This is a genomic window from Amycolatopsis sp. NPDC026612 (assembly GCF_040638285.1).
GTDB lineage: Bacteria > Actinomycetota > Actinomycetes > Mycobacteriales > Pseudonocardiaceae > Amycolatopsis.
This window is the reverse complement of the sequence record NZ_JBEZYB010000008.1, coordinates 68,083-84,874: the sequence shown is the minus strand read 5'-3', so window position 1 is coordinate 84,874 and position 16,792 is coordinate 68,083. Positions and strand designations below refer to the sequence as shown.

15 protein-coding genes are annotated in these 16,792 nt (G+C 72.1%); 6 read left to right on the top strand and 9 right to left on the bottom strand.

What is annotated here, in order from left to right:
• The first annotated feature begins 252 nt into the window (after window positions 1–252).
• Window positions 253–1,341: a DnaJ domain-containing protein gene (locus tag AB0F15_RS11435; RefSeq protein WP_360268823.1), complete on the top strand. Its 1,089-nt coding sequence runs from the start codon at window positions 253–255 to the stop codon at window positions 1,339–1,341.
• Window positions 1,338–1,982 carry a LysE family transporter gene (locus AB0F15_RS11430; RefSeq protein WP_360268821.1) on the top strand — a complete coding sequence of 215 codons (645 nt, stop codon included), beginning with the start codon at window positions 1,338–1,340 and terminating at the stop codon, window positions 1,980–1,982. Before AB0F15_RS11435 ends, AB0F15_RS11430 begins: the two co-directional genes overlap by 4 nt.
• A 45-nt stretch (window positions 1,983–2,027) precedes the next feature.
• Here the strand turns inward: AB0F15_RS11430 and AB0F15_RS11425 are convergent, their stop codons facing one another.
• The gene (locus AB0F15_RS11425) at window positions 2,028–4,496 is read right to left on the bottom strand and encodes a M14 family zinc carboxypeptidase (RefSeq protein ID WP_360269118.1); all 2,469 of its coding nucleotides are present in this window, start codon (window positions 4,494–4,496) and stop codon (window positions 2,028–2,030) included.
• Between the two features lie 188 nt (window positions 4,497–4,684).
• Here AB0F15_RS11425 and AB0F15_RS11420 point away from each other — a divergent pair, with 188 nt between their 5' ends.
• The 3 genes from AB0F15_RS11420 (at window position 4,685) to AB0F15_RS11410 (ending at window position 7,474) form a co-directional block, all read left to right on the top strand.
• Window positions 4,685–5,335, top strand: a complete 651-nt coding sequence (locus AB0F15_RS11420; RefSeq protein ID WP_360268818.1) for a DUF998 domain-containing protein — start codon at window positions 4,685–4,687, stop codon at window positions 5,333–5,335.
• Window positions 5,336–5,513: 178 nt separating this feature from the next.
• Window positions 5,514–6,815 carry a cytochrome P450 gene (locus AB0F15_RS11415; RefSeq protein WP_360268816.1) on the top strand — a complete coding sequence of 434 codons (1,302 nt, stop codon included), beginning with the start codon at window positions 5,514–5,516 and terminating at the stop codon, window positions 6,813–6,815.
• The gene (locus tag AB0F15_RS11410) at window positions 6,812–7,474 is read left to right on the top strand and encodes a TetR/AcrR family transcriptional regulator C-terminal domain-containing protein (RefSeq protein WP_360268813.1); all 663 of its coding nucleotides are present in this window, start codon (window positions 6,812–6,814) and stop codon (window positions 7,472–7,474) included. Before AB0F15_RS11415 ends, AB0F15_RS11410 begins: the two co-directional genes overlap by 4 nt.
• Here the strand turns inward: AB0F15_RS11410 and AB0F15_RS11405 are convergent.
• From AB0F15_RS11405 to AB0F15_RS11380, 6 genes are all read right to left on the bottom strand, one after another.
• A complete protein-coding gene (locus AB0F15_RS11405; RefSeq protein WP_360268811.1) occupies window positions 7,471–8,124 on the bottom strand; it encodes a GTP pyrophosphokinase family protein in 654 nt (217 codons plus the stop codon). The two genes, AB0F15_RS11410 and AB0F15_RS11405, sit on opposite strands and share 4 nt — an antisense overlap.
• Window positions 8,125–8,329: 205 nt before the next feature.
• A complete protein-coding gene (locus AB0F15_RS11400; RefSeq protein ID WP_360268808.1) occupies window positions 8,330–9,577 on the bottom strand; it encodes a hypothetical protein in 1,248 nt (415 codons plus the stop codon).
• 123 nt (window positions 9,578–9,700) lie between these two features.
• Entirely contained in the window at window positions 9,701–10,576 is an 876-nt protein-coding gene (locus tag AB0F15_RS11395; RefSeq protein ID WP_360268805.1) for an LLM class F420-dependent oxidoreductase, read from the bottom strand.
• A gap of 79 nt (window positions 10,577–10,655) precedes the next feature.
• The gene (locus tag AB0F15_RS11390) at window positions 10,656–11,954 is read right to left on the bottom strand and encodes an alpha/beta hydrolase (protein ID WP_360268802.1); all 1,299 of its coding nucleotides are present in this window, start codon (window positions 11,952–11,954) and stop codon (window positions 10,656–10,658) included.
• 39 nt (window positions 11,955–11,993) lie between these two features.
• Complete coding sequence (locus AB0F15_RS11385; RefSeq protein WP_360268799.1) at window positions 11,994–12,788, bottom strand: hypothetical protein; 795 nt, start codon at window positions 12,786–12,788, stop codon at window positions 11,994–11,996.
• A gap of 179 nt (window positions 12,789–12,967) precedes the next feature.
• Window positions 12,968–13,963 (bottom strand): hypothetical protein, encoded by a 996-nt coding sequence (locus tag AB0F15_RS11380; RefSeq protein ID WP_360268796.1) that lies wholly within the window; start codon window positions 13,961–13,963, stop codon window positions 12,968–12,970.
• A gap of 62 nt (window positions 13,964–14,025) precedes the next feature.
• On the opposite strand from AB0F15_RS11380, the gene AB0F15_RS11375 reads away from it, so the two are divergent.
• The gene (locus tag AB0F15_RS11375; RefSeq protein ID WP_360268793.1) at window positions 14,026–14,622 is read left to right on the top strand and encodes a TetR/AcrR family transcriptional regulator; all 597 of its coding nucleotides are present in this window, start codon (window positions 14,026–14,028) and stop codon (window positions 14,620–14,622) included.
• 139 nt (window positions 14,623–14,761) lie between these two features.
• Here the strand turns inward: AB0F15_RS11375 and AB0F15_RS11370 are convergent, their stop codons facing one another.
• Both AB0F15_RS11370 and AB0F15_RS11365 read right to left on the bottom strand, forming a co-directional pair.
• Window positions 14,762–15,424, bottom strand: a complete 663-nt coding sequence (locus AB0F15_RS11370) for a response regulator transcription factor (protein ID WP_360268790.1) — start codon at window positions 15,422–15,424, stop codon at window positions 14,762–14,764.
• Window positions 15,421–16,689: a sensor histidine kinase gene (locus tag AB0F15_RS11365; RefSeq protein WP_360268787.1), complete on the bottom strand. Its 1,269-nt coding sequence runs from the start codon at window positions 16,687–16,689 to the stop codon at window positions 15,421–15,423. The genes AB0F15_RS11370 and AB0F15_RS11365 overlap by 4 nt, the downstream gene beginning before the upstream one ends.
• Between the last annotated feature and the right edge of the window lie 103 nt (window positions 16,690–16,792).

Genomic DNA, 16,792 nt, shown 5'->3' with positions numbered 1-16,792 from the left:
TGACACACGGTCCTCAGTGGACACTCCGCGACCACCGCAAACGCCGCTCCACCGCCGCAAGAGCCGTCGTCACGCAGTTCTCCGCCCGCGCCACGCCGGGGTGCACCGGCCCCATGCCGTCCGCGGTAGAACTCCCCCACCGTCCTGACCTGCGCCGAGAACCGTCACCCCGGCGCGCCGCCGAGGCGGTGACAGCCCCCGCGACCCGACCCCATAAAGTCTTCGCGCAGCCATCCGGAGGTGAACGCCCGCGTGCCCGAGGTCGACTACTACGAGGTGCTCGGCGTCCGCCGGAACGCCACGGCGGCCGACGTCAAGACGGCCTACCGCCGGCTGGCCAAGACCATGCACCCGGACGGCGGCGGGACGGTCGGCACGTTCCGGTTGCTGCGCGAGGCCTACGACGTCCTGAGCGATCCGGCGGCCCGCGCCCGCTACGACGCCGGCGGCGCAACCGTGGTGCCGGTGCCGGTCCGCCCGCGCCCCCGGCGGCGCTTCGGCGACGAGCCCGGCTTCGTCCCCGGTCTGCCCGACCTGGACGCCGAGGAGCTGACCTGGTGGCACTTCGCCGGCGAGGACACCCGGACGCGGTACGACCGCGGGCCCGGGCACACGCCGGTGGTCGCCGCGGTGGCCGGGATGGTGCTCGTGCTGCTGCCGCTGGTCACCGGGGTCGGGTTCTCGCCACCGGTGCTCATCGTCTGGCTGCTGCTGACGGCCGGCACGGCGCTGCTGGTCCAGCGGCTGGCGCGCGGGTACCTGCGGGCCGCCCGCGCCCGCGAGGCGTACGCCCGGGAGTTCGGCGGCCACACGGTCTTCGGCGCTCCCGGCACCGAGCGCGACGAGCTGGCCGAGCGGCTCACCGCCGAGCTGCTCGAGGAGTACCTCACCCGGCTGCCCGGCGCCCGCATCTTCCACGGCCTCGCGTGGCCGGGCTCGGTGTTCGCCGACGTCGACCACGCGGTGCTGTGCGGGAAGCGGCTCGTGCTCATCGAGTCGAAACTGTGGCTGCCGGGCCACTACGAGACCGCCGAGGACGGCAGGCTCCTGCGCAACGGCCGGCCGTTCCGCGGCGGCGGCAGCCGGCTCGAAGAGAGCCTGGCCGCCTACCACGACCTCCTGCCGGAGGTGGCGCTGCGGGGCGCGATGATCGTGTACCCGAGCCGCAGCGGCGACCTGACCACGGCCGACCCGGACGACCTGCCCGTCGCGCCGATGACTCCGGAGGAGTTCCTCCACGAGATCGGCGGATGGCTCGCCGCTGATCCGTCCACAGTGGACCACGAGCTCCTGAGGACGGTGCGCGACCAGGTCGTCGGCGGAGGCGGCCGGGCGGCGTGAGCCCCGCCGCCACGCTCGGCACCGTGCTGCTGGCCTACCTGCCGGCCGCGGTCTCCCCCGGCCCGAACTTCGTCCTCATCGCGCACACGGCGGCCACCAGGACGCGGCGGGCCGCCGTCGCGGTCGCGCTCGGGGTGGTCGTCGCGGGCGGGCTGCTGGCGGCGGTCGCGGTCTTCGGGCTGGGTGGCGTGCTGGCCCGCACGCCGTGGCTGGCGACGGCGTTGCGGGTGGGGTGCGGCGGGTACCTGACGTGGCTCGGCGTGCGGCTGTGGTGGCGCGCCCGTGCGCCCGAAGACCTCGTGGAGCCGCCGGACGGCGCGGCAACCACCCCGGCCACCGGGAGTCCCCGGCCCGGGCGGTTCTTCCGCCGCGGTGTGCTCAGCAACCTGACCAACCCCAAGGCCGCCGCGTTCTTCGGCAGCGTCCTCACCGCGACCCTCCCCCCGGCCGAACCCACCGCCGTCAAGGCCGCCGCGGTCGCCCTGATCGTCGCCGCCTCGGCCGCCTGGCACCTGAGCGTCGCGCTGCTGTTCTCCGCACCCGGCACCCAACGGTGGTACGCCCGCGCGAAACCGGTCCTCAACCGCGTCGTGGGCACGATTCTCGTCGTTCTCGGCATCGCACTGGCCGTAACGCCGTGAAGGCCTCCCCGCGAGCGAGGAGGCCTTCACGAACGAAACGCGCTACTACCGGACGCCGCCCGAAGCGCGCTGCTTCTGCGCGTGCGCGGACCGGGTGCAGACCTCGCCGACGTCGACCGTCTGGCCGCGGTCGGCGAAGACGTCCGCCACACCGACGAGCTTGCCGTTCGGCGACGAACAGGTCAGCTGGTAGGCCTCCTTGGTGCCGTACGTCGGCGGGATCGGGGACGAGAACGACACGTCGCCGGTCCAGTCGTCGACCGCGTTGGGGTCGGTCTGGTCGTAGTTGACCACCACGACCTTGTAGTCGCCGGCGGGCGGGTCGAACAGCACGGCGTGCTCGGCCGTCGTACCGCCGTTCGCCGACGAGGTGACCAGGTTGCCCGCCGCGTCGTAGACGTAGAGGTCCCAGTCGGTCGTGGTGTTCTTCCAGTTGATGTTGACGCTGAACTTCCCGTTGTCCACCTTCGGCAGGGCGTCGACGTGGAAGGTGAAGCTCTCCGCCGTCGCGTCCGCCGGGTAGTTCTGGTTGATCGGCGGCACGCCCGCCGGGTTGGTCACCGCGAAGCCCTGCTGCGCCGGGCCCTGCGGGTCGCGCCCGTACCGGCCGGCCACGTACGGCCGCGTCGACGGGTTGACCGACCACGCGAAGCGTCCGCCACTGGCGGTGAACTTCGAGTTCAGGTCGTCGGTGACGTAGATCGGCGGCTTGGTGGAGCCGTCCGGCTGGATCACCGGCGACGTCGGCGTCTGGAACGTCTTGTGCAGCTTGAGCTGGTAGCCCTTGGGCGCCGAGCCGATCAGCGTCGAGTGCTGCTGCGGGTCGGCGGCGTTGCCCAGCACGTCCAGGAACGCCTGGCGGTTGCCGCCCTTGCCGGCGCCGGCCGCGGGGGCCAGGCCCTCGTACTCGGCCACGACGCTGTCGGCGTAGGGGCCGTGGAAGCCGTTGCCGCCGACCTCGATGGTGAAGCCCCAGCCGCCGGTGGCCCAGTACGACCAGTCCTCGGTGGTGCCGGTGGTGTCGTAGAGCGCCCAGCTCGGCTCGCTGGTGTACCCGTTGCGCGAGGCCAGCTTGTCGCCGAGGGCCTTGTACTGCGGCTCTTCCAGCGGCGGGCGGACGTCGGCGACGCCCGGCGGGCGCAGGACCAGCGCGGCGACGGTGTGCATCGTCATCAGGTTGGTCACCTGGCGCGAGGACACGATCGAGCGCACGTTCCGCACCTCGGGCTCGCTGAACGGCGCGGACCCGCGGAAGGTGTCGCCGCTCCAGGCGATCTCGGCGCCGTTGCCGCCCCAGAAGCCCGCGTAGTTGCGGTTCGGGTCGGTGCCGCGCAGGCGGCCGCCCGGGTTCGCCTTGCAGACGCCGGTCGCGTACTGCGGCGGCGAGTCGTTGACGTTGCAGTTCTTGCGCTTCATCTCGTAGTCGAAGCGGGTGAAGTCGCCCTTGGGCTCGGCCTCGCGGGAGATCTCGAAGCCGTCCGGGTTGATGATCGGCACGACGATGTTGCGCGTCTTGCTCACCAGCGACCGGATGGCGGCGTCGTGCGAGTAGCCGTTTACCAGCTCGTACGCCCATTCCATGACGTGCTCGCCTGCCGGCCACTCCCGGGCGTGGTGCACACCCATGGTGAAGTTCACCGGCTTGCCGTCGGTCACGTTCTTGACGTCCGTGGCGATTTCGACGCCGACGACGTCCCGGCCCTCCCACGTCGATTCCGGCATGGTGAACGCCGAAACCAGGGTGGGGTTCTTGCGGGCGAGTTCCTTCATCTCGAAGTTGTACTCGTAGAGGTGCCGGTAGCTCGTCCGGCCGGACGGCAGCGCCGAAGCGGCCGTCTTCGCGGCGTACTGGCGGTCGGTCTTCGCGTCCTGGACGGACTTGGCCGACAGGTCCGCCTCGACGACCTTCGACTTGAAGCCGCTGTCCGTGAGCGTCTTGCGGTCGGCGTCGCCGGCGAGCACGACCTCGACCCCGGTCGCATCCCCCTTCTCGGTGACGTCGAGGCCGAGGGCGGTCAGCTTGTTCTTGTCGGCGCGCGTGGGCGTCTCGACGCGGACGAGTTCCGCGCGCTGGGCCGTGGGGGCCGTGCCGGTCGGCGTGCCCTGCGGTGTCAACGCCAGGAAGTCGACCCCGAGCTGGACCTGACCGGCCGAGCCGCCGTACCGGCAGCCCTGGACGACGAGTTCCTGCCCCTTCTTCACAAAGCTTTCGGCGAGTTCGTGGCTGCGCAACGCCGCCGAGGCGGCGACGACCGAGCCCGTGGCCTTGTCGAACACGGCGACGTCCCAGTCACCCTCGGCACCCTGGCCCGGCTTGAGCCGGGCCTGGACGAGACCGTCCACAGTAGACGTCAGCTCGCGGCGATCGGCGCCCGAGGTGCCCTTGGGCAGCACTTTCGCGAAGCACGAGCGAGCCACCGACTTGTCCGCGCGCAGGATGTTCTGCGCGGCGCCGGCGGTGCCGACGGGCAACGCGACGAATGTTGCGGCCAGCGCGACGGCCGAAGCCAGCATCACCAGCCGTCTTGGTGAATTCCCCACAGGAAGCGACCTCCTTGACCAAGCCGGCAGGACGGACCTACCGGTAGCGAGGGACCATAATGGAGGAAATCCGGCCGCGGTAACCGCCGTAAGTCTGACAGCGTTCACCGCGGCGACGCCTTTCACCGGGAATTCAACCGCCGGTCGGCTACTGTCGGTCCATGGTCACGATCCCTGCGCGACGGGTGTCGCTCGCGGTCTCGCTGACGGGGCTCGCCGCACTGACGATCGGCGCCGGCCTGATGCTGTTGCTGCAGGTCATCCCGCCCACCGACGAAATCAGCGCCACCCGCCGCACGATCAGCGAGTACGGCCTGTCCGACCACAAGGGGATCTTCGACCTCGCGGTGGTGCTGGTCGCCCTCGGCTCGGCGGCCGGCCTGGCGGTGGTGCAGCGGCAAGGGCGGTTGCCGGTCCCGGCGGCCGTTCTCGGGACATTGTGGACGGTCGGGCTGCTGGTCATCGTGGCGTTCCCGAAGCCGGACTGGGCGACCGTGTCGCGCGCGGACTTCGGCGGCACGCTGCACCGGATCGCGAGCGTGGTGGCGTTCGTGGCGTTGCCGCTGGCGGTCTTGGTGGCGGCGCGCCCGGCGTTCCCGGCGTCCGCGGGGCGGCGCCTCCTGGCGCGGGTGCTGGCGATCGCGTCGCTGGGCTGGTTCGCGGTGATCCTGGGCGCGGTGGTGGTCGCCGCGGCCGAAGACGGCCGCTGGTGGACGCTCATCCCGCTCGGCCTGGTCGAACGCGGGATGGCGCTGACGGAACTGCTCGCGCTGGGTGTGCTGCTGGCACCCGTTTCCGCGCCACCGCGGTAATACCGCTCGCCGGACGGGCCGCAAGGCCTCCACCACGACCGCGCAGCGCGGCGAGTTCGGGGTGCCGGCCGGGGAACGCCGTGGGGTGTCGAACTCGCTCCTCGGGGCGCCCATCAATCTACGCCGGAGGTCCGGGGCCGATAACCTACACTGTAGGCACGCCGACGGAAGGGATGTCATGACCGGAGCCCTGGCCTGGACCAAACCCGTCGTGCGCTGGGGTCTCGGCCACGCGCTGCCCCGGACCGTGCTGCGCCGCGAGGCCCGGCGCGGGGACCTCCAGGGGCGGATGGTGGTCGCCGCGGCCGACGGGCGGGACCTGACCGGCCTGTTCGAGGAGATCCGCGCCGCCGGCCCGCTCGCCCGCACCCGCTTCGGCTGGATGACCACCACGCACGCCGCCGTCCGGGAAGTGCTTTCCAGCGAAGACTTCCGGGTCGGCGTCCTCGGCTCCGACGGCTCGGCCCTCGGCCGGCTGGTCGAGTGGTCGGCCGGCGAGCACCTGCACCCGGTGCGGCCGCCGTCGCTGCTGGCCGTCAACCCGCCCGCGCACACCCGCTACCGCAAGCTCGTCACCGGCGTGTTCACCGTGCGCGCGGTCGAGCAGTTGCGCGGCCGCGTGCAGGAGATCGCGGACGGCCTGCTCGACGCGCTCGACCCCGCCCGCCCGCTCGACCTCGTCGAGTCCTACTGCGGGCTGCTCCCGGTGACGGTCATCAGCGAGATCCTCGGCGTCCCGCCGTCCGACCTCGGCAAGGTGCTTTCGCTGGGCGCGGCCGCCGCGCCCAGCCTCGACCTCGGGCTGGGCTGGCGCACGTTCCGCGACGTCGAGACCGCGCTGGCCGAGTTCGACACCTGGCTCGGCGAGCACCTCGGCCACCTGCGCCGGAACCCGGGCAACGACCTGTTCAGCAAGCTCGTCGCGGCGCGCGACGACGGTGTCGGCCTCACCGAGACGGAGCTGAAGTCCACCGCCGGCCTGGTGCTGGCGGCCGGCTTCGAGACGACGGTCAACCTGCTCGGCAGCGGCATCGCCCTGCTCGCCGGCGACCCCGGGCAGCTCGCCGCCCTGCGTGACCGGCCGGAGCTGTGGGGCAACGCCGTCGAGGAGGTCCTCCGGTACGACCCGCCGGTCCTGCTGACCGGCCGCCTGGCGACGCGCGCGACCGAGGTCGCCGGGGTCCCGCTCCCGCGCGGGGCGCTGGTGACCACCGTGCTGGCCGGCGCGAACCGCGACCCCGGGGTGTTCGCCGAGCCCGCCGTCTTCGACGTCACCCGGGCCGGCGCGCGCGACCACGTGGCGTTCGGCGCCGGCCGCCACCACTGCCTCGGTGCCTCGCTGGCGCGTATGGAGGGCGAGATCGGGCTGCGCACGATCTTCGACCGGTTCCCCGGCTTGCGCGTGCTGCCCGGGGCCCGTCGCCGCTCGACGCGGATCCTGCGCGGCTACGAACACCTGCCCGCGGTGCTCGTCCCGTGACGAGCCGGCGCGGACGTCCACCCAAGGACGCCGGCGTCTTGTCGCGGGAACGGATCCTGCGCGAGGCCCTCGCACTGGTCGACGAAGAGGGCTTGGCCGCCGTGAGCATGCGCAAGCTCGCGCGCCGGCTCGGCGTCGACCCGATGAGCCTGTACAACCACGTCGACGGCAAGGACGCGTTGCTGGACGGGATCGCCGAGGTCCTGCTGGCCGCGATCCCGGCTCCCCCACGCGATGTGGATCTCCGCGAAACGATGTCCGCGCTGGCGTACGGGTTCCGGGCCGCGATGCTCGGCCACCCGCGGGCGGCGCCGCTCGTGCTCACCCGCCGGCTCGCGTCGATGACGGCGCTGACACCGGTCGAGACCGTGCTCGCCCCGTTGCTCGCGGCGGGTTTCCCGCCGGACCGCGCGGTGCACGGGCTGCGGGCCGTGCTGGCGTTCCTCATCGGCACGTTGATGCGGGAAGTCGACGCCGCGCCGACGTTCAGCGGCACCGACCCCGACGCTCTCCGCCGCCGGCTCGCGGACCTCGAAGGCTCCGGGCTGCCGGCCGTTTCCGCGGCGGCGCCGTTCCTGGCGGTGTGCGACCACGAAGCGGAATTCGCGTTCGGCCTGCGGATCCTGCTCGACGCCCTCGGCGCGATGGCCGAGCGCTAACGGATGCGTTCGTACAACGCCGCCATCCGGCGGTCGAGATCGGCCGCCGTGCTGGCCGCCGCCGCGAGTTCGCCGGCGAAGTCGGGCGGCACGCTGTCGCGGTACTTGTACGACAGCTTGTGCTCCACGGCCGCCCAGAAGTCCATGGCGATGGTGCGCAGCTGCACCTCCACCTTGACCTTTTCCACCCGGTCGGACAGGAACACCGGAATGCGCACGATGAGGTGCAGGCTGCGGTAGCCGTTGGCCTTCGGGCTCGCGATGTAGTCCTTGGTGCGCAGCAGCTCGACGTCGTCCTGCGCGGTGAGCATCCGGGCGACCTCGTACACGTCGGAGACGAACGGGCAGACCACGCGGATGCCGGCGATGTCGTCGAGGGCGCCCGCCGCGGAAACCCAGTCACTGCCGAGACCCCGGCGGCGCACCTTTTCCTTGATCGCCTCCGGCCGCTTCACCCGGCTCGTGATGTGCTCGATCGGGTCGTGCTGGTGGACGAAGTCGAACTCCTCGCTGAGGATCCGCAGTTTTGTCATCAGCTCTTCGATGACGAACTTGTACATCAGGAGGAACCGCGGGAGCTGCCCGGCGACGGCGAGCTCGTCGGCCGCCTCGCGCAGGGAAGCGTCCTCGGCCGCCGGGTCGGTGGTCACTGAAGCCTCGTGCTGTCGTCGGACATTTTCCGAGCGCCAGAGTACTGCGCTCCACCCGGTCAACGAACGGCGACGGGCCGGAGTTCCCCGTCGGTCACCGGTTCGTGTGCCCTGTGGACCCCCGCCCGGACCGGGGCGCGTGGCCGCCGGTCCGGGCGGGGGTCCGTGGAGTGCTGGTGGTGAGGCGTGCTGGTCGTGAGGCTGGTCAGTGGCCCATGGGGACCGTTTCGGCCGTGGAAGCGGCGGCGATCGCGACACACTGGGCCGCGACCGCACCGGCATCCACGTCGGCACCGGCCTTGTCCTTGGCCTTCTGGTTCTGGGCCTTCTGGTTCTGGGCCGCCTTCTTGTTCTCGGCCTTCTTGTTCTCCTCGGCCTTCTGGTTGTCGGCCTTCTGGTTGTCGGCCTTCTTGTTCTCCTCGGCGGCCATACCCTGCTGCCCGGCTGCGGCGGCGGGGTCAGCCGCCTGGGCAACGCAGCTCAGGACGGCCGCGCAATCCTCGGCGGAGAGGTCGGCCTGGGCCGCACCTTCCTGCTGGGCGGCCATGCCGTTCTGATCGGCCGCACCGTTCTCCGCCGCCATGCCGTTCTGGTCGGCCATGCCGTTCTGATTGGCCATGCCCTTCTGACTGGCCATGCCCTTCTGGTCGGCCATGCCGTTCTGACTGGCCATGCCCTTCTGGTTGGCCATGCCGTTCTGGTCGGCCATACCGTTCTGGTTCGCCATGCCGTTCTGGTCAGCCATACCGTTCTCGGCGGCCATCCCGTTCTGGTTCGCCATCCCGGTGGCGTCGGCGGCCTGAGCCAGACACTTCTGGACCACCGCACAGGCCTGGGCGGCAGCGGCGTCCTGGTCGACCGCGTCCGCCTCACCGGCCATGCCGTTCTCGGCGGCTGCGCCCTTCTTGGCGGCTGCGCCCTTCTTGGCCGCCATACCGTTCTTGTCGGCCATGCCACTGCCGTCAGCAGCGCTGTTCTCGCTGGCAGCGCTGTTCTCGCTGGCCATGCCGTTCTCGTCGGCTGCGCCCTTCTCGGCCATGCCGTTCTTGGCCGCCATGCCGTTCTCGGCGGCGCCGTCCTGCCCGGCCTCGTCCTTCACGGCCGCTTCCTGCGCGGCCCCGGCGATGGCCGCGCATTGGGCCGCCACCTCGTTCGCCGCCACCTGGTTTGCGCAGCCTGCGGCTCCGCGCCGCTGCTGGATCTGGTCGACCACCGATTGGCGGTTGGCGATGCGGGCTGCCGATTGGGCGTCCGGGGCCGTGCGCTGGCTGGCGATGTACGTCAGGTTGGTCTGCAACGCCGTGTCCAGACCACCGCAGTTTTCCGTCGCCGCGTTGCTCGCCGGGCTGGTCAGGGCAATCGCCGTCGCCGTCGCGCCGGCTACTCCCAGCAGCGCGGCGAGTCCGATCGTCGCGGGTTTGCGGTGTCGTCCTGCAGTGCGCACGTGGGGCATCAGCCCCTCCTCTCTGGTCGCCACCTCACCAGAGCACACGGCCCCGCCGGCGAATCGGTTCACCGGAAGGAAGATCCATCACGTGTCCATTGTGGACTCAATGCCGGACACGCAAACCGCTGATCAGCCGAGTTCCGCCAGCTGCGGCACGGCCGGGGCCATGCCCTCGATCCACGCGGCGGGCGAGCCCGTCGTCGGGGTGACGATCACCGCCTGCACTCCGAGTTTCGCGTACCCGGCCATGGCGCGGACGAAGTCGTCGCGGGTTTCCGGCGTCGGACGCGGGTTGTGGGCGACGATCGTCTTGCGGATCGCGTCGTAGTCGCGGCCGAGGTCGTCGCAGTGGCGGTGCAGAACGTCGAGCTTGTGCGCGACGTCCTCGGGGGAACTGCCGAAGAGGTTGCAGGCGTCGCCGTACTGGGCGACCAGCCGCAGCGTCTTGCGTTCCCCGCCGCCGCCGACGAGCACCTTCGGGCGGTTGATCGGCTGCGGCGCGCAGAGCGTCTCGGCCAGCTGGTAGTGCTTGCCCTCGAACGGGCCGTTGTTCGCCGGGTCCCACATCTGCCCGCAGATCCGCAGCGTCTCCTCCAGGCGCTCGAACCGCTCGGCGATCGGCGGGAACGGCACGCCCATCCCCTGGTGCTCGCGCTCGAACCAGGCGGCCCCGATGCCGAGGACGGCCCGGCCGCCCGAGAGGACGTCGAGCGTGGTGACGATCTTCGCCAGCAGCCCGGGGTGCCGGTAGGTGACGCCGGTGACGAGCAGGCCGAGGTCGATCCGGGACGTGTGCGCGGCGAGGTAGCCGAGCGTGGTGTAGCCCTCCAGCATGTTCGACTCGGCGGGCAGACCGGTCGGCTCGATCTGGAAGTAGTGGTCCATGAAGGACAGCCAGGTCGCCCCGGCCTCCTCCGCCGCGGCTCCCACGCGGGCGAGCTCACCGGCGATGGCGGTGGTCCCGCCGTCGATGTCGAAGATGGGGAGGTGGAAACCCAGTTCCATGGAACGTGCTCCTGACGTTGTTCGGCTTGCCCCACGCTAGGACCTGGAGTGCGCTCCAGGGCAAGTCCCGATCCCGGGATCAGCGCGCGGTCGCGGCGAGGAAGTCCGCGATCGCGCCGTCGGACGCCGGCCCCTCGGTCACCGGGACCCCCGCCGCGCGCAGGCCGGCCGCGAACTCGGCCGACTTCCGGCCGCCGTCGCCGAGCAGGAACGGCGGTGCGCCGGAGCCGGCGTACGCCAGCGGGCTCGCCGCGCGCCACGTCGACGGCGAGCGGCCCAGCGCCAGGAGCACCGACGCGCGGGTGAGCGGGTCCAGCCCCCTGAAGTCGGTGAAGTCTTCGGGGGCCGCGAGCGCCGCCACCGCGCGGACCGAACTGTCCTGGCCCGCGTACTGACCGGTGTCCGGGCCGCGCGCGACACCGAGCAGCGACGCCAGGGTGCCGCCCGTGCCGGTGCCCCACACCGCGATCCGGGCCGGGTCGAGCGCCAGCGCGGCCGCGTTGGCCTTGAGGAACCGGACCGCGCACCGGGCGTCGGCGAGCGGGGCGGGCCAGTGCGCCGCGGGTGCCAGCCGGAAGTCGATCACGGCGACCGCGAACCCGCGGGCTGTCAGCTCGTCGCGCAGCGGACCGAACCGCGAGCCGGTGAGCAGCGCACCGGTGGGCTTGCGGTTGCCGAGGACCAGCCCGCCACCGTGCAGGAAGAGCACCACCGGGGCCTGCCCGCCCGCCCGTTGCCGGTAGACGTCCATGGCCAGCGGGATCCCGTCAGGCCGGCAGTACTCGACGGTGCCCGCGCCGCCGTCGAGCAGCGTCGAGGCGGCGGTGCCGGTGCTGCCGTCGGCGGCCGCGACGGTGCCCGCGACGCCGGTCGCGAGCACCGCCACGAGCACGGGGAACAGCGCGATCCACGCCAGCACCCGCCGGGGCGCGGACGGCCACGGGTGCGCCCCGCGCCGCGCCACGATCAGGAAGCCGGCCACCGCGACGACCTGCAGCCCGGCGGCCACCCAGTCGGTGAAGCCGGCCACGGTGTCCGCCGGCTGCCAGGGGTCGAACCGGGTCAGCAGCCCGAGCGGACGGGTGAGCACCCACAGCGCCAGTGCCCCGCAGGCCGCGAGCGCGCCGAAGTGCGCCGTCTTGCGCGTCGGCCACCCGAGCACCGCGACGACGGCGACGAGCTCGAAGGCCGCGACGGCGCCGAACACCATCGCGTACAGCTGCCAGATCCGCCAGAGCGCGGGCACCGCGGCCACCGGGATCAACGCGCCCCCGAACGCGGCGAAGACGGCCGTGACCAGCAGCGGACCGCGGCGCAGCGGAGGTGGCGAGGTCGTCGGCGGGCGATCGGTGCCCCGTTGCCCGTCGACGACCTTCATGCCGCCAGTGTCACCCCGGACCGGCGGCCACCGCCACGGCTACTTGCGTGCCGCCGTGTAGTTCCGGAACAGCAGGTAGGTGTCGAGGATGTCGGACGAGGCGCTCTCGACCGACCGGTAGATCCCCCACTTGGGGCGGACGTAGTCGCCCTGGTCGGGGAGGTTGACGTTCGTCATGCTGCCCTGCGCGGCGATCGGCGCGCCGGAACCGGTCCCATTGCGGATCACGCACGCTGCCTTGCCCTTCGCGCCCGGGGTGAACGTCCACTCGATCGTGATCCACTTGTTCCGCAGCGGGGCGAGCGCCGTCGCCGCGATGCTCGGCGAGCCCGAGTTGGCGTACGCGCGGGCGTTGAGCATTTCCGTGCCGCCGCTGCGGGTCAGGTCGAGGGTCACCCACGGCCCACCGTTGGTCGACGGCGTCTTCGTCTGGAAGATGTGGGTGAACTTGCTGGTGCCGTGCAGGGACGCCGGTACGTACATCTCGTAGGAGATCGTCCAGGTCTCGCCGTTGTGCATCTTCAGCGCGGTGCCGTTCTGCACCATGCCCCGAGACTCGGTGCGCTGGCGGTCGCCGTCGCCGGTGGTGTCGCGGTCGTCCTTCCAGATGTTGAAGCGGTAGTGGTCGCCTTCGACGACGACGTACTTGCGGTCCGGGTGGTGGTTGCCGCGGTCCGCCTCGATGCCCTCGAAGGCTTTCAGGCCGTCGGTGGCGGGGTTCGGGTGCCACAGCGGGGCCGCGTGGGCGGGGACCGCCGTGCTGAGGACGAGCGGGACGGCGAGGGCGGAGACGGCGAGCGAGCGCAGGGCCGTCCGGCGGGGGAATTCCGGCATGGGTGTGTCCTTCCTGGCGCGGAGTTCGGCAGGGGGTGCACATCGGCCGGCGGACGGACCCGGGCAACCCGGGCTGGACATCCGATGTCTTGCGCTACGAAGGTAGAAGGGCCCCCGCGTTCTGTCAATGTCACCCGGGTTGTCTCGGTGGTTCGCCAAGAATTCATCAGACGGCTGACTCAGGCGTAGCAGCGGGCCAAGGCGCCGAACGCCGCCTTCGGTTCCCACGGCACGTCCGGGTAGGTCTCCCCCGTCCCGTCCGCCAGCACCTTCACCACACCCCAGCTCGCCATGTCCAGGTCCTCGCGGGGGTCGGCCCGGTGCACCAGGCCGTAACACACGAACGTGCAGGCAAAAGCCGCGTCGACGCCCTCCCCCGTGAAGATCTCCACCAGTTCGCGGAGGTAGCGCGCCTGCTCCTCCTCGTCGCGGACGTATTCGCCGTTGAGCCGGACCGGGACATCGCCGTCGTACTCGAGGATTTCGCCGCAGCGGGCGCCCAGGTCCGCCGCGCCGCGGTACGGCGTCACCCCGAACTCCGTGATGGCGACCGGCTTGCCCGCCGCGACCAGGCTTCGCACGCCCTCGCGGTAGTGGTGCGCGACCTCCTTCGAGCGGTGCGCATCCACCGAGACGATGTCGAAGGGCGTCCAGTCGACGCGTTCCAGGGGGACCGCCGCGTACGTGACCCGGCCACCGAAGCGAGCCCGGACGACCTCGACCGCCCGGGCGAGGAACTCGTTGACCCGCACCGGGAGGCCGGCCACGAGCTCTCGCGACGCCATCAGCCCGGCGACCCTGGCGGAGACGTCTTCGCCGGGCAGGAAGCCGTGGTTGAACAGGCTCAGCTCGGCGCCGGTGACGAACACGACCTCGTGGCCCGCCGCGCGAAGGCGTTCGGCCCGCGCCGCGCCGTCGGCGAGGAGGTCCAGGATCTCCTCCGGCGTGCGGTCCCACGGGAACGGGGAGAACCACACCTCCAGCCCGAGCGCCGCCGCCTCGCCGGCGGCGAACTCGATGCGGTCCAGGTCGGTGCCGATCAGCCGGACGGCCGTGCAGTGCAGGTCGTCGCGGATGATCGTCAGCTCGCGGCGGACCAGGCCCGGGTCGAACGGGCGGTTGAACCGGCCGCCGCGCGCCAACCCGGTGTCGTAGCCGATGCCCTTGGCTCGCATGCTTCCTCCACTCGTTAGGGTACGGACCGTACCGTACCCTGTCGGCTGGCTAGCATGGCCGGGTGGCGACACCGAAGACCCGGCGCCGGGGCACCGAACTGGAAGAGGCGATCCTGCGCGCGGCGGCGGACGAACTCGCCGAAGCCGGCTACCCCGGCCTGACCATGGAACGGGTCGCCCAGCGGGCCGGCACCAACAAGAACGCGATCTACCGCCGCTGGCCGAACCGCGCCGCACTCGGCGTCGCCGCCTACCGTCACCTGGCCGAGGAAACACTCAAGCCGCCCGGCACCGGCGACCTCCGCGAAGACGCGCTGACCCTGTTGCGGGCGATCAACTGCGGCCAGACTTCACCCGCCGCGCGGATCCTCCGCAGCCTCCTGACCGGCGTCGGCGAAGAACCGGAACTCCGGGAACAGCTGCACGAACAGGCTTCCGAAGGCGGCACCGGCACCTGGCTCGCCGTCGTCGGCCAGGCGGTGGCCCGGGGGCAGGCGCGGCCGGCCGCACTGCACCCGCGCGTCGCCACGGTGGCCCTCGTCCTGCTGCGCAACGAGTACCTCACCCGCGGACTGACCACTGTGGACGATGCGGTGCTCGTCGAGATCGTCGACGAGGTCTTCCTGCCGCTGGTGCGACCAGCAGCACAGGCAGGCTGAGCCGGCCGGCGACGGCGAGCACGACCGCGGCCCCGGCCCCGGCCCGCACGGCGTAGGCCAGGAGACACCGGCGCCCGGGTTCCCTGTGACAGGAAGCGTTCGTGACGCGCGCCACAGACGTCAGTGCGTGCGTGGCGTGTCAGCGTCGATCGCCGACGACGCCGCACTCGTAGGCGAGGACAACAGCCTGGACCCGATCGCGCAGCCCCAGCTTCCCGAAGATCCGGCCCACGTGGGTCTTCACCGTGCCCTCACTCAACCCCAGGCGGCCGGCGATCTCCGGGTTGGACAGCCCCTGGCCGATCAAGGTGAACACCTCCCGCTCCCGGACGGTCAGCGCGGCCAGCCTCGAGGGGTCCCGCTCGGCGGTGGGCGCGGCATCGGCGAAGTGCTCGATCAGGCGGCGGGTGACGCTCGGCGCGGTGACGGCGTCGCCCGCGGCGACCACCCTGATGGCCGTGATCAGGTCGGCGGCGAGTGCGTCCTTCAGCAGGAAGCCGCCCGCGCCTGCCTTCAGCCCGGCGAAGACGTACTCGTCGAGGTCGAACGTGGTCAGGATGATCACCTTGGGGGCACCCGGACCGGCGGCCCGGATGCGCCTGGTCGCCTCGATCCCGTCGATCCTCGGCATCCGCACGTCCATCAGCACCACGTCCGGGTGCGTCCTGGCGGTCACTTCGACAGCGGCCACGCCGTCTTCGGCCTCGCCGACCACCACGATGTCGGCGGTCTCGTCGATGATCATGCGGAAGCCGGTGCGGACCAGCACCTGGTCGTCGGCGAGCACCACGCGCAGCGTCATCGGGCCGCCCCGAGCGGCAGCCGGGCGCTGACCACGAAGCCGCCGCCGTCGGCCGGGCCGAAGTCCAGCTCGCCGCCGAGGCCGTCCACCCGTTCCGCGATGCCGCGCAGCCCGTAGCCGTGCGCGGTGACCGGCGGATCGGGCACGCCCCCTCCGCCGTCGCGCACGTCGATTTCCACCGCCGCCGCGGTGTAGCGCACGGAGACCTCGGCGGCCGCGCCGGCGCCGGCGTGCTTGAGCGTGTTGGTCAGCGCCTCCTGCACGATCCGGTGCACCGACAGGTCGACGTCGGCGGGCAGGGGGCGCGGTTCGCCGTCGATGCGGAGCCGGACCCGAAGCCCGGTGCCGCGGAGCCGGTCCACCAGCTCGGGCAACGTGGCCACGCCCGCGGGCCGGACGGCCGGGTTTCCGTCGAGCACGCCGAGGAGCCTTCGCGTGTCGGAGAGGGCTTCGCGCCCGGTACCGACGATGGTGCGCAAGGCTTCCGCGGTCCGGTCGGGATGCCGGTCGAGCGCGGCGGCACCGCCCTGCGCCTGCGCCACGATGACCGAAAGCCCGTGCCCGACGATGTCGTGCAGCTCCCGGCTGATCCGCGCCCGCTCCCGCACCACGGCCAGCGCCTGGTGCTGCTGCTGGGCGCGTTCGGCCTCCTCGGCACGCTGCCGCAGGGTGTCCACCACCAGACGGCGGCTGCGCACGTTCTCGCCCAGCGCCAGTGCCAGCCCGAGCACCAGCAGTACCGGCAGGCTGTTGCCCAGCGCGGCGGCCACCGTGCCGGCACCGGCCTGCCCCGGCGTCCGGGGGAGCTTGCCCAGGTCACTCGCCTTGCTGGCCGGAGACACCAGCAGGTGGACGTTCACCGCGAACACGGCGGCCGCGGCCACCGCGGCCGCGACCACCGCCTCCAGGCGCGTCCGCGCCCTGGCCGCGACCACGAACAGCACGATGGGCACCGCGAGATCGATCGGCTGAAGCGTGAACCGGTTGTCCAGCTGGTGCCCGATCCCGCCCGCGAGCACCAGGACGAGCGCGGCGACCGGCCACCGGGACGCCACGACCAGTCCCGCCATCAGCAGCGCGGCGAAACCCCACCAGAGGAGCAACGCGCCGCGCAGCGCGTCGTAGTCCCCGAACACCGCGAGCAGCTGCTTGCGGTGTCCGGGGTCGGCGAAGTAGACACCGCCGTTGACGACGAGCGTCGCACCGGCCAGCAGTGCCGCGGTGAGGAGGAGCCGGAAGACCGGTTTGCGCCACAGGTCGGCCACGGTGCCAGCGTAGTTCGGCGAAGCGCTCGCCGGCATCCCACGACAGGCGTACGACCAGGGGCATACGGTCCGGGCCGAAATCCGCCGACGCTCCGACGCGGGA